The following is a 19,037-nucleotide window of genomic DNA, read 5'->3' on the forward strand; positions in this document are numbered from 1 at the left end:
GACCTCAAAAAACAGAAAAGGTGGGTATTGCCCACCTAGCCTTGTAAAAATGAACTAAATTTTTAGACAAAAAAGCTCTCTTTCCTCTGCGCCTCTGCGCTTAAAAAAGAATTTATTAAACTACAGCAGCACAGAGAGATAAAAAATTGGGAAATAACTTTATCCTTCATTCTTTACACTTCATACTCTAGCAGCAGTTCTGTCCAGATTTTGAGCAGTAGCTGGAGCACCATTTCCAGAATTATTTGCAGCTGCTTGTAAATGAGCATCAAGGAACCAGAGGCGCTTGTCGATAGTGCGAGAAACTTCGGTGTACAGGTCAGCGGTGTCAGCATCGCCTAAATCGTTGGTTTTGTCGATCGCTTCACGCAAATGCTTGGCATAAGGTCCAAAGCGATCCGCCAAAGCAGTAACGTGCTCCATTCCAGCGATAATCTCTGTAGGATACTCTGGCAAAATAGAACTTGCAGCTGCCATGCGTACAGTTCCGCAAGCATAACCACCCAAAGCAGTAATACGTTCAGCAACTAGATCGATAAATTCTTCTAACTCACCTGCAATTTCATCAAATAATTCGTGCAATTGATAGAAGTCAGTCCCTTTGACATTCCAGTGTGCTTGTTTTGTTTGAGATTTTAAATCTGAAGTGGCTGCTAGAGTTTGGTTGAGAATTGCAACTATCTTGGAGCGTGCGTCTGCGGGAATATCAATACGGGTAGGATAAAGGCGTGATGCAAGTTTGTTGTCAGTCATGGTAAGTGTTTGTTTCTTTCATCAGCGTGACACCACTCAGTTTACAAATATTTGTCTGATTTCGGAAACCTTCTCCTGATAGATGGATTTTTATCCAAAAGACTTATAATGATTCTTAATTAGATATTGTATAATATATAGATAAAATATATGCTTTATAGCATGGGTAGCTATAAGCTAAAAGTTAAGCTTATAGCTAAAGTCAGTTAAAGCCCTCTGAAGACTAAATTTAGTACCCTGATGGTAGGCAGGGAGACTTATATCTTGCACCTACACTCTCGTTGGGTGAGGCTATACAAACGAAGAGGGCGCTTCGCAGGCTATAAATTCCGATTTTTGGTGTTATTGATAAAAACATATGTTTATTGAGTACATAAAAATTCAGTATTAATACCTTGGTGCAAGATGTAAGGAGAGGCTAGCTTAACTGGGCTTATCATTATTCAACTTGAAGGAAGACAGACAAGAGAAGCTGCTTTATTTGTGGGTGATGAAGTATTAATTGACCAGAATGTATTGGAAACGTTAAATTTGCTTGTGAATTGCAAGAATCAATGTTTAATTGCTCATTCAAAACATCCTGAATATTCAATATTCAGGATTTAACTTAATTATTCGCGTCCTAAGTCCTCAGTCATTTACCACTACTCATGACAAATGACAAAGGACAAGTGACAGTTTACGCAATTCGCTTAGCTTCTACAGTTTGAGGTAACTTGAGTGGGTCTGGCAAATTAGGAAATGAGAGTTCCCAGCCATTTGCGAGAGTGAAAATCTTGCCGTCTGCTCCTTCTGTTTGCTTGACAACTTCTTCCTCTAAATCTTTCTTGGCAACGTAAACAACTAAATTTCCAGCAGTATTTTGACGCAGCATGACTTTCATGTATTTTTCCCGCTTTCTAGTGGTATTATGGATGTACTATAATCAATCGTTCTCATTCCCCGTCAGGAGAGGCGTTTTCTTGGCTTTCCTCAACAAGTTCTAGTTCACCTTTGCGACAACCTACGACATACCCCGTAGTTTGAAGAAAATGAACGGCATAAATGTAGGATCTTTGTAAGAAAGTTCCTACGCTGACGACATAGCCAATATCTCCTTTCTTGGCGAGGACTGTTCCTATTTCTAGTCCGGGAAAAGTGCCATCGTTTTTGATTAATTTGCGAAGTCGGACTTTATCTCCTATCTCAAAGACTGGTTCTAGACCTAGTTCTAGTTCATCCAATTGCATGAGAGTACCTCTGTTGCTCTTTTGCTAAATTCAACAGTTCTTGCACCGTTAAGCTGCGTTTTTTCTCGACTGACTCTTGCCGCACTGCTTCTAATACAGATTTGGTTTCTTCTGAGTTTAAGAAGATACCGTGTTGCTGCAAAACGTTCGATACTAAGTGTCTGCCAGAATGTTTGCCCACAACCAATCGCCGTTCCCACCCTACCTCTTCTGGAGCAAAAGGTTCATAAGTGGAGGGGTTTTGCAATACGCCGTGAGCGTGGATACCTGCTTCATGAGCAAAGGTATTTTCACCGACAATTGCTTTCCAAGGCGGTACGCTAGAGCCTGATGCTCGAGCAACAAGTCGGGATAGTTCTAATAAACGAGGAGTGTCAATGCCTAAATTGACGCCGTAGATGCGTTTGAGAGACATGACAACTTCTTCTAATGCTGCATTTCCAGCCCTTTCACCAAGTCCGTTAACAGTTGTATTTACGGATGTGGCTCCAGCTTTAATTCCTGCAAGAGCATTGGCGGTAGCCAACCCAAAGTCATTGTGGGTGTGTATTTCTACAGGAATTGATAATGCTGTGACCAACCGTTTCACTTTGTAGTAAGTGGTGAAGGGGTCAAGAATGCCAACAGTGTCGCAAAAGCGAAATCGCGATGCACCCCATTCTTGGGCATAGTTGGCGACATCTAGGAGAAAACTCTCGTCAGATCGCGAAGAGTCTTCTCCTCCAACAGCTACCCAAAGCCCTTTATCAACGGCGAAGCTAATGCTATCTCTAAGTTGTTGTAGTGTAACCCGCCACTGACCTTGAAATTTTGCAGTAATTTGAATTCCGGATACAGGTACGGAAATGTGTACTCGCTTCAATCCACAAGCTATAGATGCTTCAATATCTGATATGACAGCACGGTTCCAACCTAAAAGTTTGGCTTGCAAATCTAAGTTGCGAATAGCCGATATTGCTCGGGTTTCTTCCTCTCCCATTGCAGGAATGCCAACTTCTATCTCGTGAACGCCAATGGCGTCCAGAAATTGTGCGATCGCGGCTTTCTCTTGTAAGTTAAAAGCGACTCCAGCGGCTTGTTCGCCATCGCGCAAGGTGGTGTCATTAATTAGAATTTGATTCATGAGTTGAAAACCTATAGGTGAGAATGTTAGTTGTTAGTTGTTAGTTGTTAGTTGTTAGTTGTTAATGGCTATTGGCTACTAACTACTCTCATAAATATGTAATGTACAAGCATAATAAATTACACATTCTTTTTATCTGTTGGTGCTTTTTCTTCACCAAACAGCAAATAGCTAATATAGGTATTAGCAACTCCTGATAAAATTAATAAGCTCAATCCAGCAATTAAACTTGAAATCATAATAGACCTCTCTCTTTTTTAATCGTTTTGTTGGCTCACTTGCAGTTATTCTCACTACAATTTGCAATGAGAAATCATTTATTGGTAGTTTTTCAACCAATCCACATTTGGTTAGAACAAATTTGGTTACCAATAGTCAGTCACTGGTTGGTCTTCCAACCAATCCAAAATACGTTCTAACTGTTCTATATCAACTAATCCATACTGCCAGAGCAGCATCGTTAATGGTTCGTTATTTAACTCATGTTTTTTCAGTGCGATCGCAATATCGCCCGCAGTTAGTAAAAGCTCCTTTTGTAAAAAATTGATGAATTGTGTATTACTGTAATGATTCATAACTCAATCTCACACGCTTGAATTTATCAGCAACACACCCATACCCCAATCATTTAAGCCTCCCAGCATTGCTCCAACCAATCAATTAATTCTTGACGAGTTGCTACCAATTGCAAGACAGTACTGCGAACGAGACATGCTGTCAGACATCCATCAATTTGTACTCGCAGAGAACCATCAGGAAGACACCAACAGGGAATCATCAATTCTTGCAAGCGGTGATAGATTCGCCAGCGATCGCATACAGGAATCTGAAGAATATGCTCGAAAGAATTTTGCTCTCTACAAGGTTGCAACATAATTAATGTTCCTTAGTTACCAATTCTTTTTCCTTTGCTGATGAGTGAAAGGTTTGCAGCCTTTGTTCGAGTTGCTCAATACGCTCTACCAATGAGCGAATCATGCGAGCTTCTAGATCGGGTAGCTTGCCATGCTCTAAGGGAGAAAGGGGTTTTTCTTGCTTGTGGGAAATAATACGACCTGGAATTCCTACAACAGTAGAATCTGAAGGGACATCCCGCAAAACAACCGAACCCGCACCTATACGGACGCGATCTTCAATACGAATATTGCCCAAGACCTTTGCCCCAGCGCCTACAACAACGTTTTTACCTAAAGTAGGATGGCGCTTACCGCTTTCTTTGCCTGTTCCTCCAAGGGTGACGCCTTGGTAAATCAAACTATAGTCTCCAACTATGGCAGTTTCGCCAATGACAACTCCCACACCGTGGTCGATAAATACACCTTTGCCTATTTCTGCTCCAGGATGAATTTCAATTCCAGTAAAAAATCGCCCCAAATAAGAAATAAAGCGGGGGAGAAAAGTCACTTTCTGACGGTGTAGCCAGTGGGCAATACGATGCAAGCAAAGTGCATGAAACCCAGGGTAGCAAAAAAGCACTTCTAACCAGTTCCGTGCGGCTGGGTCTCGCTCAAATATGATGCGAAAATCCGTTAAGAGTGGTTCAAAAAAAATGCCAGTCCAGATTGCTCTGAGTAAGTTGACAGTGGCAAATACCGGCATTTTTGTAGATTTGGAATTTTGGATATGCTCGAGGGACTGTTGCATCGGTACTGTTTGGTGAAAAGAGCCGTATGCGGTTATGTTTTCTGCTTATACCAGATGGCTCTAAAAATGCTTGTCCCGTCGATGCTGATTGTATTTATTGGATTGATTAAGGTTGTACTCACTCGCCTCAAACCCGCGCCCCATAAAGCCTTAAAATTGTTGTTGGGGTAGGGGGACTAGTATTTTCAGGGCGGGGGGACTAGTATTTATGGGGGAGGGGAATAAGTATTTCTGTACTCGATATAAACCCGCTTACCTGTAGGCTTACATTGCTTTGAGGCAAGATAAATTTGCATAAATTAATAAAAACTCACTTGAACTCAGACAAGAGTCAAGTAGGCGTTAAATGTAGAGATTCTGTATACCCTATTACTTTTTATTATTTTATTCTTTTCCCTGAAAAAAGACAAGCCCCTCTTTATTTATTCGATAGCAATCTGTCTGTGCATATAGATACTGTTTGAGAAACCGCTCGTCAAGTAGGTGCTAAGCTGTGCTGACTTTAATTTTCTCATGTTGACCGAGAGGGTGAGGGTTTGACTCATTTTTCCCTAGTTTGAGAATCTGCAAATTATATGCACGACAGCTTAACTATCCCGATTGCTTTTCATGAGTCGGAGTATCGCACATCATAAGATAAAAAGGTTTAGTTAGACTCTCTCCTCTTGCCTTGTGATGGCAGGTTAGGATCATATATCAGTATCGAATACTACAAACACCAACCGTATTGCTTAAGATTTACTATCCGCTTCTAACAATATGTCCAATTATTTTAACAAATCTTTATATTTACCATAAAGAATATAATTATTGTCGAGCTATCTTCTGTCAACGATCATAGATTTAAACTAATATATATCATCAGATAATTAAAGCATAAGAATTTATTAGAGTAACCATTGTTTAATTATCTAGCCAATATATTTCCTTGTGATACCCATAAAGGCTAATCTATTCCTAATAAGATTAAGCAAAAATGAATTTGTCTTAGTTTCCATAATAACAATGCTTGAAAGGAACAGTTGTTCATTGACAACTGCGTCTTGTTTTGCTGCAATTTTTTGAAGATGGGCAGATTAATCCGTAGAGAGAAGACAATGAAAAGAATAGTCTCCAGAAGAAATTTACTGAAGTTAGGTGCAGGAGTAGTAGGTACGGGAGTCGTAACAGCAGGAGTAGGCTCTGATTTAGTTTTTCCGCAAAAAGCAGTTGCCAAAGATGATGTTACTCCCGAGCAAGCCCTGCAACTCCTTATAGAAGGAAATGAACGATTTGTTACAAGAAAACGAAAAAACCCCAATCAAACTTCTGCACGTCTAGTAGAAGTTGCCAAAGGTCAGAAACCGTTTGCTTCTATTCTCGGTTGTGCCGATTCACGGGTTCCTTCGGAGATTATCTTTGACCAAGGATTTGGGGATTTATTTGTATGTCGTGTAGCTGGTAATATTGCTACGCCAGAAGAAACTGGCAGTCTGGAATTTGGCAGTGTAGTATTAGGTTCAAAAGTCATTATGGTGCTGGGGCATAAAAGATGTGGTGCGGTAGAAGCCACACTCAAAGGTACCCCAGTTCCCGGTCAAATTGCTACTTTACTGGCTGCTATTAAACCAGGTATAGAATCAGCCAAAAATCTACCGGGAGACAAATTAGAAAATGCCTGTAAAGCCAACATTGCAACACAAATAGAAAAGTTGAAAACATCTCCACTGCTCTCGCAATTAATTCTTGAGAAAAAACTCATTATGGTGGGTGGTTATTACGATCTAGATACTGGTCGTGTCAGCCTACTGAAGTAGTATTTCATGCACTCAAGGTAGATCTCTTTGATATCAAAATTCCTGTGGTTCTCTTAGCTAAGCGATCGTAATGGCAATTTTACCCACAACGCGATCGCTTTCACTATATGCATGAGCAGCAGCTATTTCTTGTAAAGTATATGTGCGGTCAATTACAGTTCTCAGTTTACCCGCCTCGCTCAATTCTTTCAAGTAAGCCAAATCTTGAGTTCTGGGTACTGCAAAAATATTCCTAGCTTTTTGACCGGGAAGGATAACAGTCAATACATTTTGGACTACACTTTCAAAGCTAGGAAGCGTAGTTATATAAGTTCCAAGTGGTTTGAGAACTTTTTTACAAATAGAAAATGACTGCTTGGCAACAGCATCTAAAATAATATCGTACTGCGTGGCATCTTGAGTGAAATCCTGTTGTGTATAGTCAATAATTCTGTCTGCTCCTAGAGACTTTACCAAATCCACATTTTTTGTACTGCAAACAGCGGTAACTTTTGCACCTAAAGCTTTAGCAATTTGTACTGCATAAGTTCCAACACCACCGGAAGCACCATTAACGAGGACAGTGTGTCCTGATTGGATATTGCCCAAGTCTCGTAACGATTGTAAAGCCGTCAGCCCTGCGACAGGTATCGCAGCGGCTTCCTCATAGGTCATATTTATTGGTTTGAGTGCAGCACTTGTTTCCGGAACAGCTGTAAATTCAGCGTAAGCCCCTCCCTTCAAGCCTACATTTCCGTAAATTGCATCTCCCGGTTTGAAGAGTGTAACTTGGGAACCCACTTCTACAACATCTCCTGACAAATCAAATCCCAAAATCATGGGGAATTTATTTCCCGTGACAAACTTCAACATACCCTTGCGGATTTTCCAATCAACGGGATTCACGCAAGAGGCGCGGACTTTAACAAGTAATTCATTAGGTTGAATCTTTGGTAGTTCCACTTCTTCATACTGTAAAACTTCAGGAGAACCGTAGTGGGAGATAACTGCTGCTTTCATGGGATACCTCTTATGAAGTGTTATTTAAAGTTAGAACGAGTATGAGATTCTTTTGACAACTTAAATTTTTTAATAACCCCGTATTGATTTTATTGCGATCGTGGATAATTATAGGGAAAGTTATCCGTCAAAAAACAATTGGTGATTATACATAATAGATAGCATAGTATCGCTTGCCATGGCTGAAATACTTTAAAATCCAAGCTTTTTAGCTAAACTCTAAATTCAAAACCTGTATAACTCATAATTTATATCTTTATCAATTCACTTTGAAAAAGCTATTACTACTTTCGGAAGAAGAACAATGTTAGATTTTGGAATAGTTGGTTTTTTATCCAATCTTATAATTTTTTCTGACTTTACCAAAGAATACTCGCAGGAAAGTCAATTCCAACCAAAAGTAGAATTTAATGCTAACCTTAGAGAGATGTCAGAGGATTTTAACTTTAAATTAGAAAATTATAGAATGTTACATCATGGATTTGTCCATAACATAAATATTGATGTTCGCTATCAATATGTTAAGGGTATAGCAAACGGTCAGTATCCAGATTTTCTCAAATTGGAGGAAGATATAAAACAGTTTTTAGGAAATTATCCCAATGAAACTGATTACTGGGAAATTATTAATAAGGAACTCGCTAAAATGTTACTTGTTAAATATCCTCAACTTTCGTCTATCACTCTTAAGATTGATGTACCTCCTGATGTAAAAGTGGCAAGACCCCGCTCTAGTACTGTAACTTTGACTCGATATCAACAGTAGGCTTTTGTATGCGTAGGTTCGGTTGAACGAAGTGAAACCCAACACGATATTAAGAAGATATGTTCAGCTTAATGGCAAAATAATAATATATGTTGGGTTTCGTTCCTCAACCCAGCCTACAGATAATATTTGAAAATTTATTTTTGAGAAACAAGTTGAGCTAGACGCTTTAATATTTTTACGACGTTATCTATATCATCACGGCTATCTAAGGCAAACAAATCTGATACAGCATATTGAGGGGTTTGTGCTTGCACAAGTTTAATAAATCTAAACTCACTGCCATTTGTTACAAATCCAAAAGCTGGTCTTTCTGAAGTTAAATTAGTCAGCATATAAGCTAATGCTTGGGGAATCGCCAGAACTAAAGAATATTCTGCTCGTTTTGCTTCGATAACAAGAACCCAGAATGGAGGTTGAAAAACCAAGATATCGATACGTCCTCTAATAATTGTTCCTTGGTCTTCTGAAGAGATTTCAACTTCTATCTCTGAAGCAATGTAGAAAAGAGGATTGTAAAAACCTGCAAGACGCAAGAGTGGTGATAGTACCACCATTTTGACAACAGGTTCTAAAATTGTGTACTGGGAAAGATGGAGATATTCTGCTTTGACTTCAGTTAGGGTTTGCTTGTCGGCTTCGCTCAGATCGGGTAAATTATCTTGCCACTCTCGGAAGAATTGTTCATCTTGTGAACGTTGCAAATTAAATTTCTCTATGAGATCGACTAGAGTAACATCTTTGCCTTGAAGAATTTGAACCATATTTTGTGATGAATATTGTTTGCACCTGAGGTTTATTACTGAATGTTACTTGTATATTGAAATGCACTATCTACAGACAACATATATGACCAAATACCGATCGCCCTATCAATTTCTACATTTTATTATTCGCGATATGTACTTAAGATAACTTTTTTACCAATTGTAAGACTATGCGATCGCTAAAATACTGGTTCAATATTTTAACATGAGTGAGCTATGCTAAGAATATTTGTACAGCATTCCTAAATCTAAGGTATACAGAGGAAGATAAGAGCTATGGCTACTCTAGCACTCAAAATTCCTCGCATTACCCATGAAAAATTTTGGGAAATTTGCCAGTGTATCCGTGCTGACTAGTTGCGTTTCTCCTGAGTTATTCTCAAGGGCTAAGCCATCTGTTCCCGTACCATGTCCGGAAAAGTGTATACTAACGCTTGCCGATCGCACCTCTATTCTTCTCTCTGCATTCTCTGCGCCTTGGCGATTAACAAGTAATTAATTTAACCACAGAGACACAGAGAGCGCACGGGAAAGAGGAAATGTTAGTCTAAAAAATTGCGTGTTTTTTGTGTTTTTACTGGACGGGCTTCGCTACATCCCCAATTTTAAATCCTTGACCTTAAGATGATAAAGTTTCCGCTATTGTATGGGAGTCTGTGTCCAAAAGCATTTTTTCACTTTTTAAAACCCATTAATTAGGATAAAATCTCAATAGATGTAGATTGTATGTAAAGAAAAAGCCAAATTATCAACTACTTGAGCTTGTACGCAGTCTAATTTTAGTGAGAAATTATGGTGTTTGATGGGAGGACACAAAAATTTACGCAGGATTAAAAAAATATGAACTGCATTTTTCCTGGGAAAAAAATGATAGGTTAGATACAGAATTGAATTTCGCAAATCTTTGGAGTAAACACATCCATGTTGCTCCAAGTTTCCAAGCTCTGAATCTACCTTTTGACAAGGATCTGAGTGCGAACGATCGGTCTTTGAGTACAAGGTAAAAGAGCTTTAAACAAGTTAAAATTTCCCTGAAACTGATGCTGGGAAGAAACTTTGGGTGAGTACAGAAATACTTGTCCCCGTTTCCATAAATGCTAGAACCCCAACCTCAAAATTCTAGTACCCCTATCCGAAAAATTTTTTTTTGAACCCTGAAATGCTCTCTTGGCTTGGGTTTCCAACTTTGAGTACAAAACCAATCAATTCAATAAATTCTATCCGAGGCAGACTCACTACCCCCTTGAAAACGACTGATATAAATCAAGTATCGCCAACACTTAATGCGCTAACAACGGCGCACTAGAGTGAGTGGAGGGATGAGATAGCACCATGCCCCTGTGAACCGAAGTCGCGGATTGACCCGCAATTGACCCAAGTCTCAAAGCTCTGACACACACCAGCTAAGAAACAAGGGTTTGTGGCGTAAGTCCAATACGCGGCTTCCATTCCTTAACACATAGGTTGTGACAACATCTGCCACGGGCAATACTGTTAAAAGTTAAAACTGAAAAATTAAAAGGCTGCCTTTTAACTTTTGACTTTTGGCTTTTGACTCCTGACTTTATGTGAAAGATTGCGAAATTCAATGACACAGTCAACAGGACTCGTTACTCCCCTCATTACACAACAGGCAACTCAATCTAAATCCAGTGGTTGTGGTAGTGGATGCGGTAGCACCAGTGCAACTCCGGAAATAGATGAAAAGCTAAAACAACGGATCGAAACCCATCCTTGTTACAGCGAGGAAGCCCATCACCATTATGCAAGATTGCACGTTGCAGTTGCTCCTGCTTGCAACATTCAGTGCAACTACTGCAATCGCAAATATGATTGTGCAAACGAAAGCCGCCCTGGTGTTGTCAGCGAACTACTTACCCCAGAGGAAGCAGCACACAAAGTTTTGGTTATTGCAGGTAAGATTCCCCAACTCACTGTATTGGGAATTGCGGGTCCTGGCGATCCACTTGCAAATCCAGAGAAAACCTTCCGTACCTTTGAGTTGATTGCAGAAAAAGCACCAGAAATCAAGCTTTGCCTGTCAACTAACGGTTTGATGCTTCCTGAATATATTGACCGGATCAAACAATTAAATATTGACCACGTTACTATCACCATTAATATGGTGGACCCTGAAATTGGAGCAAAAATTTATCCTTGGGTTCACTACAAGCGCAAGCGTTATAGAGGCATTGAAGGGGTTAAAATTTTACATGAAAAGCAGATGGAAGGTCTGCAAGCCCTGAAAGAAGCTGATATTTTGTGTAAAGTTAACTCGGTAATGATTCCGGGAATTAATGACGAGCACCTATTAGAAGTTAATAAAGTTATTCGTGAAAAAGGTGCGTTTCTGCACAATATTATGCCGTTGATTTCTGCACCAGAGCACGGCACTCATTTTGGCTTGACGGGTCAGCGCGGTCCTACACCCGCAGAATTGAAAGCAGTACAAGATAATTGTGCTGGTAATATGAAAATGATGCGTCATTGCCGTCAGTGCCGTGCAGATGCAGTTGGTTTATTAGGTGAAGACCGCAGCTTAGAATTTACCAAGGATAAATTCATGGAGATGACTCCTGAATACGATCCGCAAAAGCGCCAAGAAGTTCTTGCTGGTATTGAGAAGTTTAAGTCAGAACTGAAAGCAGCTAGAGCAAAGGTAAATGTCGAGACAACCGATAGCAAGTCTTTGCAACAAAACAATCCAAAAATCCTAGTTGCTGTTGCAACAAAAGGTGGTGGATTGGTTAACCAACATTTCGGTCATGCGAAGGAATTCCAGGTTTACGAAGTTGACGGTCATACCGTTCGCTATGTAGGACATCGCAAAGTTGACCACTACTGTCAAGGTGGTTACGGAGAGAAAGCTACTCTGGAAAATATCATTCAATCCATTGCTGATTGCAAAGCAGTACTCGTTTCCAAAATTGGTGACGGTCCTAAAGAAAAGTTACAAAATATCGGCGTCCAAGTCTACGAAGCTTACGACTCCATCGAAGTTGCAGCCCTAGAGTTTTACAAGCAATACTTGCAAGTTGTTAGCTGTTAATTGTTAGTTGTTAGTTGTTAGTGGAATAAATAATAACCACTAACCACTAACCACTACCTACTAACCCATCCCCATTATCCAGTACCCATTTCTTAAATTGAAGTCTCTTACTATTCAGGGGAAAAGTTATGTCTTACAAGATAACCAGCAAGTGCATTTCTTGCAAACTGTGTCTCTCTGTGTGTCCTGTTAATGCAATCAAGATTGTTGATGGTCAGCACTGGATCGACCCCAATCTCTGCAATAATTGTGTTGGTACTGCCTATACTGTTCCTCAGTGTATGGCTGGTTGTCCAACCTGTGATGGTTGCGTTCAAGAAACGAGCGATTACTGGGAATGCTGGTTTGCTACTTACAATAAACTACTAGCAAAATTAACAAAAAAACAAGATTATTGGGAAAACTGGTTTGACTATTATTCACAACAGTTTTCCAAACAATTAGAAAAAAATGTAATAGCTAATTGTAAGACCAGCCCTGCAGGCGGGTTTCCCGCCGTAAGGGACTGGCGCACCCGAAGGGCTAATAGCTAACGGCTATTAGCAATCAACAATTAGCTATTAGCTATTAGCTATTAACCATTAACTATTCGTTATCTTACAAAGTTGGAAGCAATGCTAAAAGATTGTATTTATCTAGATAATAATGCCACCACAAAAGTAGATCCAGAAGTTGTAGAGGCAATGTTGCCTTACTTGAGTGATTATTACGGTAATCCTTCTAGTATGCACACTTTTGGCGGGCAGGTTGGTAAGGCAGTTAAACAAGGACGCGAACAAGTTGCTGCGCTCTTAGGTGCTGATGAATCTGAGATTGTCTTTACCAGTGGCGGTACTGAAGGTGATAATGCTGCTATCCGTGCTGCATTGCTAGCACAACCTGACAAGCGTCACATTATCACAACGCAAGTCGAACATCCTGCAGTCCTGAATGTCTGCAAGCAACTCGAATCTCAAGGTTATTCAGTTACTTATTTATCAGTTAATCGTCAGGGACAGTTGGATTTAAATGAACTGGAAGCTTCGCTTACAGGTAACACTGCTCTCGTGACAATCATGTATGCTAATAATGAAACTGGTACTATTTTCCCAATCGAACAAATTGGGATGCGCGTGAAAGAGTACGGAGCGCTGTTCCATGTGGATGCAGTCCAAGCTGTGGGCAAAATTCCCATGAATATGAAGACTAGCACCATTGATATGTTGACCATGTCGGGTCACAAGATTCACGCACCCAAAGGTATTGGTGCTTTATATGTACGTCGTGGAGTTAGATTCCGTCCTATGATTGTGGGTGGAGGACAGCAGCGCGGAAGACGGGGCGGAACAGAAAATGTTCCAGGAGTAGTTGCATTAGGCAAAGCAGCTGAACTAGAATTATTACATCTAGAAGAAGCAACAACCAGAGAAAAGCGCTTACGCGATCGCCTCGAACAAACTCTTCTCGCTCAAATTCCAGATTGCGAAGTTAACGGTGATGCAAGCCAAAGATTGCCAAACACAACCAATATTGGTTTCAAGTTTATCGAAGGCGAAGCAATTCTGCTCTCTCTAAACAAACATGGTATTTGTGCTTCATCTGGTTCTGCTTGCAGTTCTGGCTCTTTAGAACCCTCCCACGTTTTGCGGGCAATGGGTTTACCCTATACAATTTTGCACGGTTCCATTCGCTTTAGTCTTTGCCGCTACACCACAGAAGCCGAAATTGATGCAGTTTTGGCAGTAATGCCCGGTATTGTGGAACATCTGCGTACACTCTCGCCCTTTAAGAGTGACAATGCAAGTTGGCTGCAAGAACAAGAAAAAAGTTTGGCTCATCGCTAATTAGTTAGTGGTTAGTGGTTAGCCATTAGCCATTAGCCATTAGCCATTAGCCATTAGCAATTAGCAATTAACAATCACTCTAAAATCGGCTATGTGGGACTACACGGATAAAGTAATGGATCTCTTCTACAATCCTAAAAACCAAGGGGTTTTAGAAGAGACAGATGAAGCTGGTGTTAAAATTACTGTTGGTGAAGTAGGCAGTATTGCCTGTGGAGATGCTCTAAGATTGCATCTGAAAGTAGAGGAAGAAACTGAAAAAATTCTCGAAGCTCGCTATCAAACTTTTGGTTGTACTAGCGCTATAGCTTCTTCAGAAGCTCTGGTTGACCTTGTTAAAGGAAAAACTCTAGACGAAGCGCTTAAGATTAGTAATAAAGAAATTGCTAGCTATCTTGGTGGATTGCCAGAAGCAAAAATGCATTGTTCGGTTATGGGACAAGAAGCATTAGAAGCTGCTATCTATAATTATCGAGGTATTCCCCTCGCAGCCCATGACGATGATGATGAAGGAACTCTCATTTGTACTTGTTTTGGCATCAGCGATACAAAAATTCGGCGCGTTATTGTAGAGAATAATTTAACGACCGCCGAACAAGTAACAAATTATGTAAAAGCTGGTGGCGGATGCGGATCTTGTTTGGCGGCAATTGATGATATAATTGCATTAGTACAGAAAGAAACCGCAGCCCCTGTAAATAATTCCCTACAACCAAGGACTGCAAGTCAGTTTTCCCAAAAGCCACTGACATCGGTGCAAAAGATTGCACTCATTCAAAAAGTCCTGGATGAAGAAGTTCGACCCGTTTTGATCGCCGACGGGGGAGATGTGGAACTGTATGACGTAGAAGGCGATCGCGTGAAGGTTCTGCTTCAAGGTGCTTGTGGTTCGTGTTCTAGCAGTACGGCAACTTTAAAGATTGCTATAGAAGCTAGATTGCGCGAGCGGGTTAGCAAAGATCTTGTAGTAGAAGCAGTCGATCCTTTGATTTAGAGTTTAGTAATTTGCATTCGCCTGAAACACCAAGTAGGAATCAATGCACGTAACCCTACTGGAATTGGTTAACGGTGAACAGTTACCCCTAAAGCGCTGCGATCCAAGAATCAGAAGAGTGTGAATTTCGGTATCCAACTCGCTTCAAAGGACAAGAATATGAGCGCATTATTCGACAAACTCGGTGGACAGCAAGGTGTTGAGAAAGTAGTCACTGAATTTTACAAGCGTGTCATGGCTGATAGCACCCTCAATCACTTCTTTGCTAACACAGACATGGCTAAGCAACACGCTCAACAAGTTGCTTTCTTTGCTCAAATCTTTGACGGTCCTAAGGTCTACAACGGTCGTTCAATGGACAAAACCCACACAGGTATGAATCTACAGCCCCAACATTTTGATGCTGTTTCAAAGCATCTTCGTGATTCATTAACTGCATGTGGAGCTTCCGCAGAGGACACAAACGCTGCTCTCGATCGCGTCGCCAAGCTGCAAGGCGCTATCTTGAACAAGTAATGTCTAACGCATTGATTTTTGACAGATAATTCCGTCAAGCCCTACTTGGTGTTTCAGGCGAATGCACATTATGAAGTACTTGTAAAGTACTTAAGTCTGAAGAAATTTAGAAACTAACTGAGGAATAGATGATGCTTTCAATGGTTTTAGCGGTAGGGCGATCGCCTCCGGTGACGTTCTACAACAAGTCACGGCTGTAACAAATCAGCGTGACGTCTCTTCAACCAAACAGACCCACCCAACAACCAACCAATCAATCAATTGCAGGAGAAAACTCATCATGTCTGACGAAAAAATTAGACAAATAGCTTTTTACGGTAAAGGCGGTATCGGTAAGTCCACCACTTCTCAAAATACCCTTGCCGCTATGGCAGAAATGGGTCAGCGCATTTTGATTGTAGGTTGCGACCCCAAAGCAGATTCCACCCGTTTGATGCTACACAGCAAAGCTCAAACCACCGTATTACACCTTGCTGCTGAGCGTGGCGCAGTAGAAGATTTAGAACTCGAAGAAGTAATGCTCACCGGCTTCCGTGGTGTTCGTTGCGTAGAATCTGGTGGTCCTGAGCCTGGAGTAGGTTGTGCTGGACGTGGTATTATCACTGCCATCAATTTCTTGGAAGAAAACGGTGCTTACCAAGATCTAGATTTCGTTTCCTACGACGTATTGGGTGACGTTGTTTGCGGTGGTTTCGCAATGCCAATTCGTGAAGGCAAAGCACAAGAAATCTACATCGTGACTTCTGGTGAAATGATGGCGATGTACGCTGCTAACAACATCGCTCGTGGTATTCTCAAGTACGCTCACTCTGGTGGTGTACGCTTGGGTGGTCTGATTTGTAACAGCCGTAAAGTTGACCGGGAAATCGAACTCATCGAAACCTTGGCAGAACGCTTGAACACCCAAATGATTCACTTCGTACCTCGCGATAACATCGTTCAGCACGCTGAATTGCGCCGGATGACTGTTAACGAGTACGCACCTGACAGCAACCAAAGCAATGAATACCGCGCATTAGCTAAGAAGATCATCAACAACGAAAAACTAACAATCCCCACACCTCTCGAAATGGACGAGTTGGAAGCTCTACTCGTAGAGTTCGGTATCCTCGACGACGATTCCAAGCATGCAGATATCGTTGGCAAGCCAGCTTCCGAAGTTCCTGCATAAGCAACCCAACAGAAGTAGGGAATGCTTGTTAGGTGGGCTATCTGCCCACCCGATCCTCAAAGGATAAAGTATGAAGGATAAAGGATAGAGTATGAAGAATAAAGGATGCAAAACTTTTTAGATTTCACACTTCATACTTCATACTTCATAATTCATAATTCATACTTCATACCGCGTCTTACCAGTTACTAAGCCACAGGGAACACCATGACATACACAGAAGGCAAAAATAACCTAGAAAATAAGGTAGAAGAACATAAAGAACTGATTAAAGAAGTTCTTTCTGCTTACCCAGAAAAATCTCGCAAAAAGCGTGAAAAGCACCTGAACGTCCACGAAGACGGCAAATCTGATTGCGGTGTTAAATCCAACATCAAATCAGTTCCCGGTGTAATGACTGCTCGTGGATGTGCTTATGCAGGTTCTAAGGGTGTGGTTTGGGGTCCTATTAAGGACATGATCCACATCAGCCACGGTCCCGTTGGTTGCGGTTACTGGTCTTGGTCTGGTCGTCGTAACTACTATGTTGGTAAGACTGGTGTCGATTCCTTCGGTACCATGCACTTCACCTCCGACTTCCAAGAGCGCGATATCGTATTCGGTGGTGATAAGAAACTTACCAAAATCATTGAGGAAATTGAAGTACTCTTCCCCCTCAACCGTGGTATCTCCGTTCAGTCTGAGTGTCCTATCGGTTTGATCGGAGATGACATCGAAGCTGTTTCTAAGAAAGCTGCTAAACAAATTAACAAGCCAGTCGTACCTGTACGTTGCGAAGGCTTCCGGGGTGTTTCTCAATCTCTCGGACACCACATCGCTAACGATGCTCTCCGCGACCACATGTTCCCCAGATTCGATAAGGCTAAGAAAGAAAATACTCTGTCTATCGAACCCGGTCCTTATGATGTAGCACTTATCGGTGACTATAACATCGGTGGTGATGCTTGGGCTAGCCGCATGATCCTTGAAGAAATGGGCTTGCGCGTTGTTGCTCAGTGGTCTGGTGACGGTACTGTTAACGAGTTGGTTAACGGTCCTGCTTCCAAGCTAGTGCTCATCCACTGCTACCGCTCGATGAACTACATCTGCCGTAGCTTGGAAGAAGCTTATGGTATGCCTTGGATGGAATTTAACTTCTTCGGTCCTACCAAGATTGCTGCATCCATACGCGAAATTGCAGCTCGCTTTGATGAGAAGATCCAAGCAAACGCTGAGAAAGTCATCGCTAAGTATACTACAGTGATGAATGCAGTGCTCGATAAGTACCGTCCTCGCCTCGAAGGCAAGACAGTCATGCTTTACGTTGGTGGCTTGCGCCCCCGTCACGTTGTTCCCGCGTTTGAAGATCTCGGTATCAAAGTTGTTGGTACTGGCTACGAATTCGCTCACAACGACGACTACAAGCGTACCACAAACTATATTGATGGCGCGACCATCATTTATGATGACGTAACAGCTTTCGAGTTTGAAGAGTTCGTCAAGCACATGAAGCCCGATTTAGTTGCTTCTGGTATTAAAGAGAAGTACGTATTCCAGAAGATGGGTCTGCCTTTCCGTCAAATGCACTCCTGGGATTACTCCGATTTGGCGATCGCACCTCAAAGTCAGATGGGAAAATATGTTTTGAAGGAAGAATAAAATCCAGCCTAACTTTAGCCTAAATTAAACTTTTTCAGTATTTTAATGATAATATTTTCTGGATAACCCGGAAGATAAAATGCAAATCCTGTCTACTTTGTAGGAAAAAATTAAATTTTTATTAAAGAAAAACAGTATAAATCAAAACTTTTTGAACTTCTGTTTTATTAGACTAATATGAATATTTTCAACTACATCATTGGCACATCAACAGACTTTCGTATCCAGTTAATTAGATGGAATAACAAATGTAGAGAATACATTAATACCTTTTATAGCGGTGACATACATAGAATATTTGGAACAAGATTTGGAGATTGTGTTGCAAAAGTGGAAGCACTAGCTTTTTCTGGAGCCAATAGTAGTAGTTATCGAGGAGTTACTGACAATTCAGGAATATTACAAGCTGCAGCAATCATATCAATTGAACAAATAGAAATTGAAGCAGAATTAAAACAAGGTATTATAATTGAAAGCTTGACTAATGCTCCCTGGAATGTAATTGAACAACCAGGTCAAGACATCATCTACAAACGTAAAGGCGCTGCTACCTCGCTAATCGAAGGTATCATCGGAGAAAGTCAATCAAGTGGGTTTGGTGGTATTGTAAAAGTACTAACAATTGAAAGAGCTAAGGAGTTCTATCAAAATATTGGATTTCGAGAAACCGATTATTCGAGAGAGTTAATAGTAACCGAATATATAGCCAATACAGTTTTGTCAGAAATAAAACAGCGCCGTCAACTACAACCACTTGATTAACCAGAAA

The 19,037-nt window shown here is 40.9% G+C and carries 19 protein-coding genes; 10 read left to right on the forward strand and 9 right to left on the reverse strand.

Annotated features, from left to right (window positions below):
* Nucleotides 1–180 precede the first annotated feature (180 nt).
* From dps to cysE, 7 genes are all read right to left on the reverse strand, one after another.
* Nucleotides 181–753 carry a DNA starvation/stationary phase protection protein Dps gene (gene dps / locus AB0756_RS24220; protein ID WP_038078982.1) on the reverse strand — a complete coding sequence of 191 codons (573 nt, stop codon included), beginning with the start codon at nucleotides 751–753 and terminating at the stop codon, nucleotides 181–183.
* Nucleotides 754–1,432: 679 nt separating this feature from the next.
* Complete coding sequence (nifT, locus tag AB0756_RS24225; RefSeq protein ID WP_038078986.1) at nucleotides 1,433–1,636, reverse strand: putative nitrogen fixation protein NifT; 204 nt, start codon at nucleotides 1,634–1,636, stop codon at nucleotides 1,433–1,435.
* A gap of 52 nt (nucleotides 1,637–1,688) precedes the next feature.
* Entirely contained in the window at nucleotides 1,689–1,982 is a 294-nt protein-coding gene (locus AB0756_RS24230; protein WP_038078988.1) for a nitrogen fixation protein NifZ, read from the reverse strand.
* The gene (gene nifV / locus AB0756_RS24235; RefSeq protein ID WP_038078990.1) at nucleotides 1,969–3,105 is read right to left on the reverse strand and encodes a homocitrate synthase; all 1,137 of its coding nucleotides are present in this window, start codon (nucleotides 3,103–3,105) and stop codon (nucleotides 1,969–1,971) included. Before nifV ends, AB0756_RS24230 begins: the two co-directional genes overlap by 14 nt.
* A gap of 365 nt (nucleotides 3,106–3,470) precedes the next feature.
* On the reverse strand, nucleotides 3,471–3,680 hold the full coding sequence (locus AB0756_RS24240; protein ID WP_038078992.1) for a DUF2949 domain-containing protein: 210 nt from the start codon (nucleotides 3,678–3,680) through the stop codon (nucleotides 3,471–3,473).
* 53 nt (nucleotides 3,681–3,733) lie between these two features.
* Complete coding sequence (locus tag AB0756_RS24245; protein WP_050045213.1) at nucleotides 3,734–3,979, reverse strand: Asr1405/Asl0597 family protein; 246 nt, start codon at nucleotides 3,977–3,979, stop codon at nucleotides 3,734–3,736.
* A gap of 2 nt (nucleotides 3,980–3,981) precedes the next feature.
* On the reverse strand, nucleotides 3,982–4,749 hold the full coding sequence (gene cysE / locus AB0756_RS24250) for a serine O-acetyltransferase (RefSeq protein WP_038078994.1): 768 nt from the start codon (nucleotides 4,747–4,749) through the stop codon (nucleotides 3,982–3,984).
* 1,097 nt (nucleotides 4,750–5,846) lie between these two features.
* On the opposite strand from cysE, the gene AB0756_RS24255 reads away from it, so the two are divergent.
* On the forward strand, nucleotides 5,847–6,545 hold the full coding sequence (locus AB0756_RS24255) for a carbonic anhydrase (RefSeq protein WP_038078996.1): 699 nt from the start codon (nucleotides 5,847–5,849) through the stop codon (nucleotides 6,543–6,545).
* Between the two features lie 57 nt (nucleotides 6,546–6,602).
* Here AB0756_RS24255 and AB0756_RS24260 read toward each other — a convergent pair whose 3' ends face one another.
* The gene (locus AB0756_RS24260; protein ID WP_038078998.1) at nucleotides 6,603–7,544 is read right to left on the reverse strand and encodes an NAD(P)-dependent alcohol dehydrogenase; all 942 of its coding nucleotides are present in this window, start codon (nucleotides 7,542–7,544) and stop codon (nucleotides 6,603–6,605) included.
* A gap of 304 nt (nucleotides 7,545–7,848) precedes the next feature.
* Between AB0756_RS24260 and AB0756_RS24265 the strand changes: the two genes are divergently transcribed.
* Nucleotides 7,849–8,310, forward strand: a complete 462-nt coding sequence (locus AB0756_RS24265; RefSeq protein ID WP_167844743.1) for a hypothetical protein — start codon at nucleotides 7,849–7,851, stop codon at nucleotides 8,308–8,310.
* A gap of 137 nt (nucleotides 8,311–8,447) precedes the next feature.
* On the opposite strand, the gene AB0756_RS24270 is transcribed toward AB0756_RS24265, so the two are convergent.
* Nucleotides 8,448–9,074 (reverse strand): type I restriction enzyme HsdR N-terminal domain-containing protein, encoded by a 627-nt coding sequence (locus tag AB0756_RS24270; RefSeq protein ID WP_038079000.1) that lies wholly within the window; start codon nucleotides 9,072–9,074, stop codon nucleotides 8,448–8,450.
* Between the two features lie 1,591 nt (nucleotides 9,075–10,665).
* On the opposite strand from AB0756_RS24270, the gene nifB reads away from it, so the two are divergent.
* The 8 genes from nifB (at nucleotide 10,666) to AB0756_RS24310 (ending at nucleotide 19,030) form a co-directional block, all read left to right on the forward strand.
* A complete protein-coding gene (gene nifB, locus AB0756_RS24275) occupies nucleotides 10,666–12,126 on the forward strand; it encodes a nitrogenase cofactor biosynthesis protein NifB (RefSeq protein ID WP_038079002.1) in 1,461 nt (486 codons plus the stop codon).
* 128 nt (nucleotides 12,127–12,254) lie between these two features.
* Nucleotides 12,255–12,659, forward strand: coding sequence for a 4Fe-4S binding protein (locus AB0756_RS24280; RefSeq protein ID WP_082051595.1), 405 nt, complete (start codon nucleotides 12,255–12,257; stop codon nucleotides 12,657–12,659).
* Between the two features lie 81 nt (nucleotides 12,660–12,740).
* Nucleotides 12,741–13,949: a cysteine desulfurase NifS gene (nifS, locus tag AB0756_RS24285; RefSeq protein WP_038079004.1), complete on the forward strand. Its 1,209-nt coding sequence runs from the start codon at nucleotides 12,741–12,743 to the stop codon at nucleotides 13,947–13,949.
* A 91-nt stretch (nucleotides 13,950–14,040) separates the two neighbouring features.
* A complete protein-coding gene (nifU, locus tag AB0756_RS24290; protein WP_038078008.1) occupies nucleotides 14,041–14,943 on the forward strand; it encodes a Fe-S cluster assembly protein NifU in 903 nt (300 codons plus the stop codon).
* A 159-nt stretch (nucleotides 14,944–15,102) separates the two neighbouring features.
* The gene (locus AB0756_RS24295; RefSeq protein WP_038078023.1) at nucleotides 15,103–15,459 is read left to right on the forward strand and encodes a group I truncated hemoglobin; all 357 of its coding nucleotides are present in this window, start codon (nucleotides 15,103–15,105) and stop codon (nucleotides 15,457–15,459) included.
* A 280-nt stretch (nucleotides 15,460–15,739) separates the two neighbouring features.
* Nucleotides 15,740–16,630, forward strand: coding sequence for a nitrogenase iron protein (nifH, locus tag AB0756_RS24300; RefSeq protein ID WP_038078010.1), 891 nt, complete (start codon nucleotides 15,740–15,742; stop codon nucleotides 16,628–16,630).
* Between the two features lie 207 nt (nucleotides 16,631–16,837).
* Nucleotides 16,838–18,268, forward strand: coding sequence for a nitrogenase molybdenum-iron protein alpha chain (gene nifD, locus AB0756_RS24305; RefSeq protein WP_137986109.1), 1,431 nt, complete (start codon nucleotides 16,838–16,840; stop codon nucleotides 18,266–18,268).
* A 177-nt stretch (nucleotides 18,269–18,445) separates the two neighbouring features.
* A complete protein-coding gene (locus AB0756_RS24310) occupies nucleotides 18,446–19,030 on the forward strand; it encodes a GNAT family N-acetyltransferase (RefSeq protein ID WP_137986110.1) in 585 nt (194 codons plus the stop codon).
* The last annotated feature ends 7 nt before the right edge of the window (nucleotides 19,031–19,037 follow it).

It is taken from the genome of Tolypothrix campylonemoides VB511288_2 (genome assembly GCF_045999855.1).
Lineage (GTDB): Bacteria > Cyanobacteriota > Cyanobacteriia > Cyanobacteriales > Nostocaceae > Scytonema > Scytonema bouteillei_A.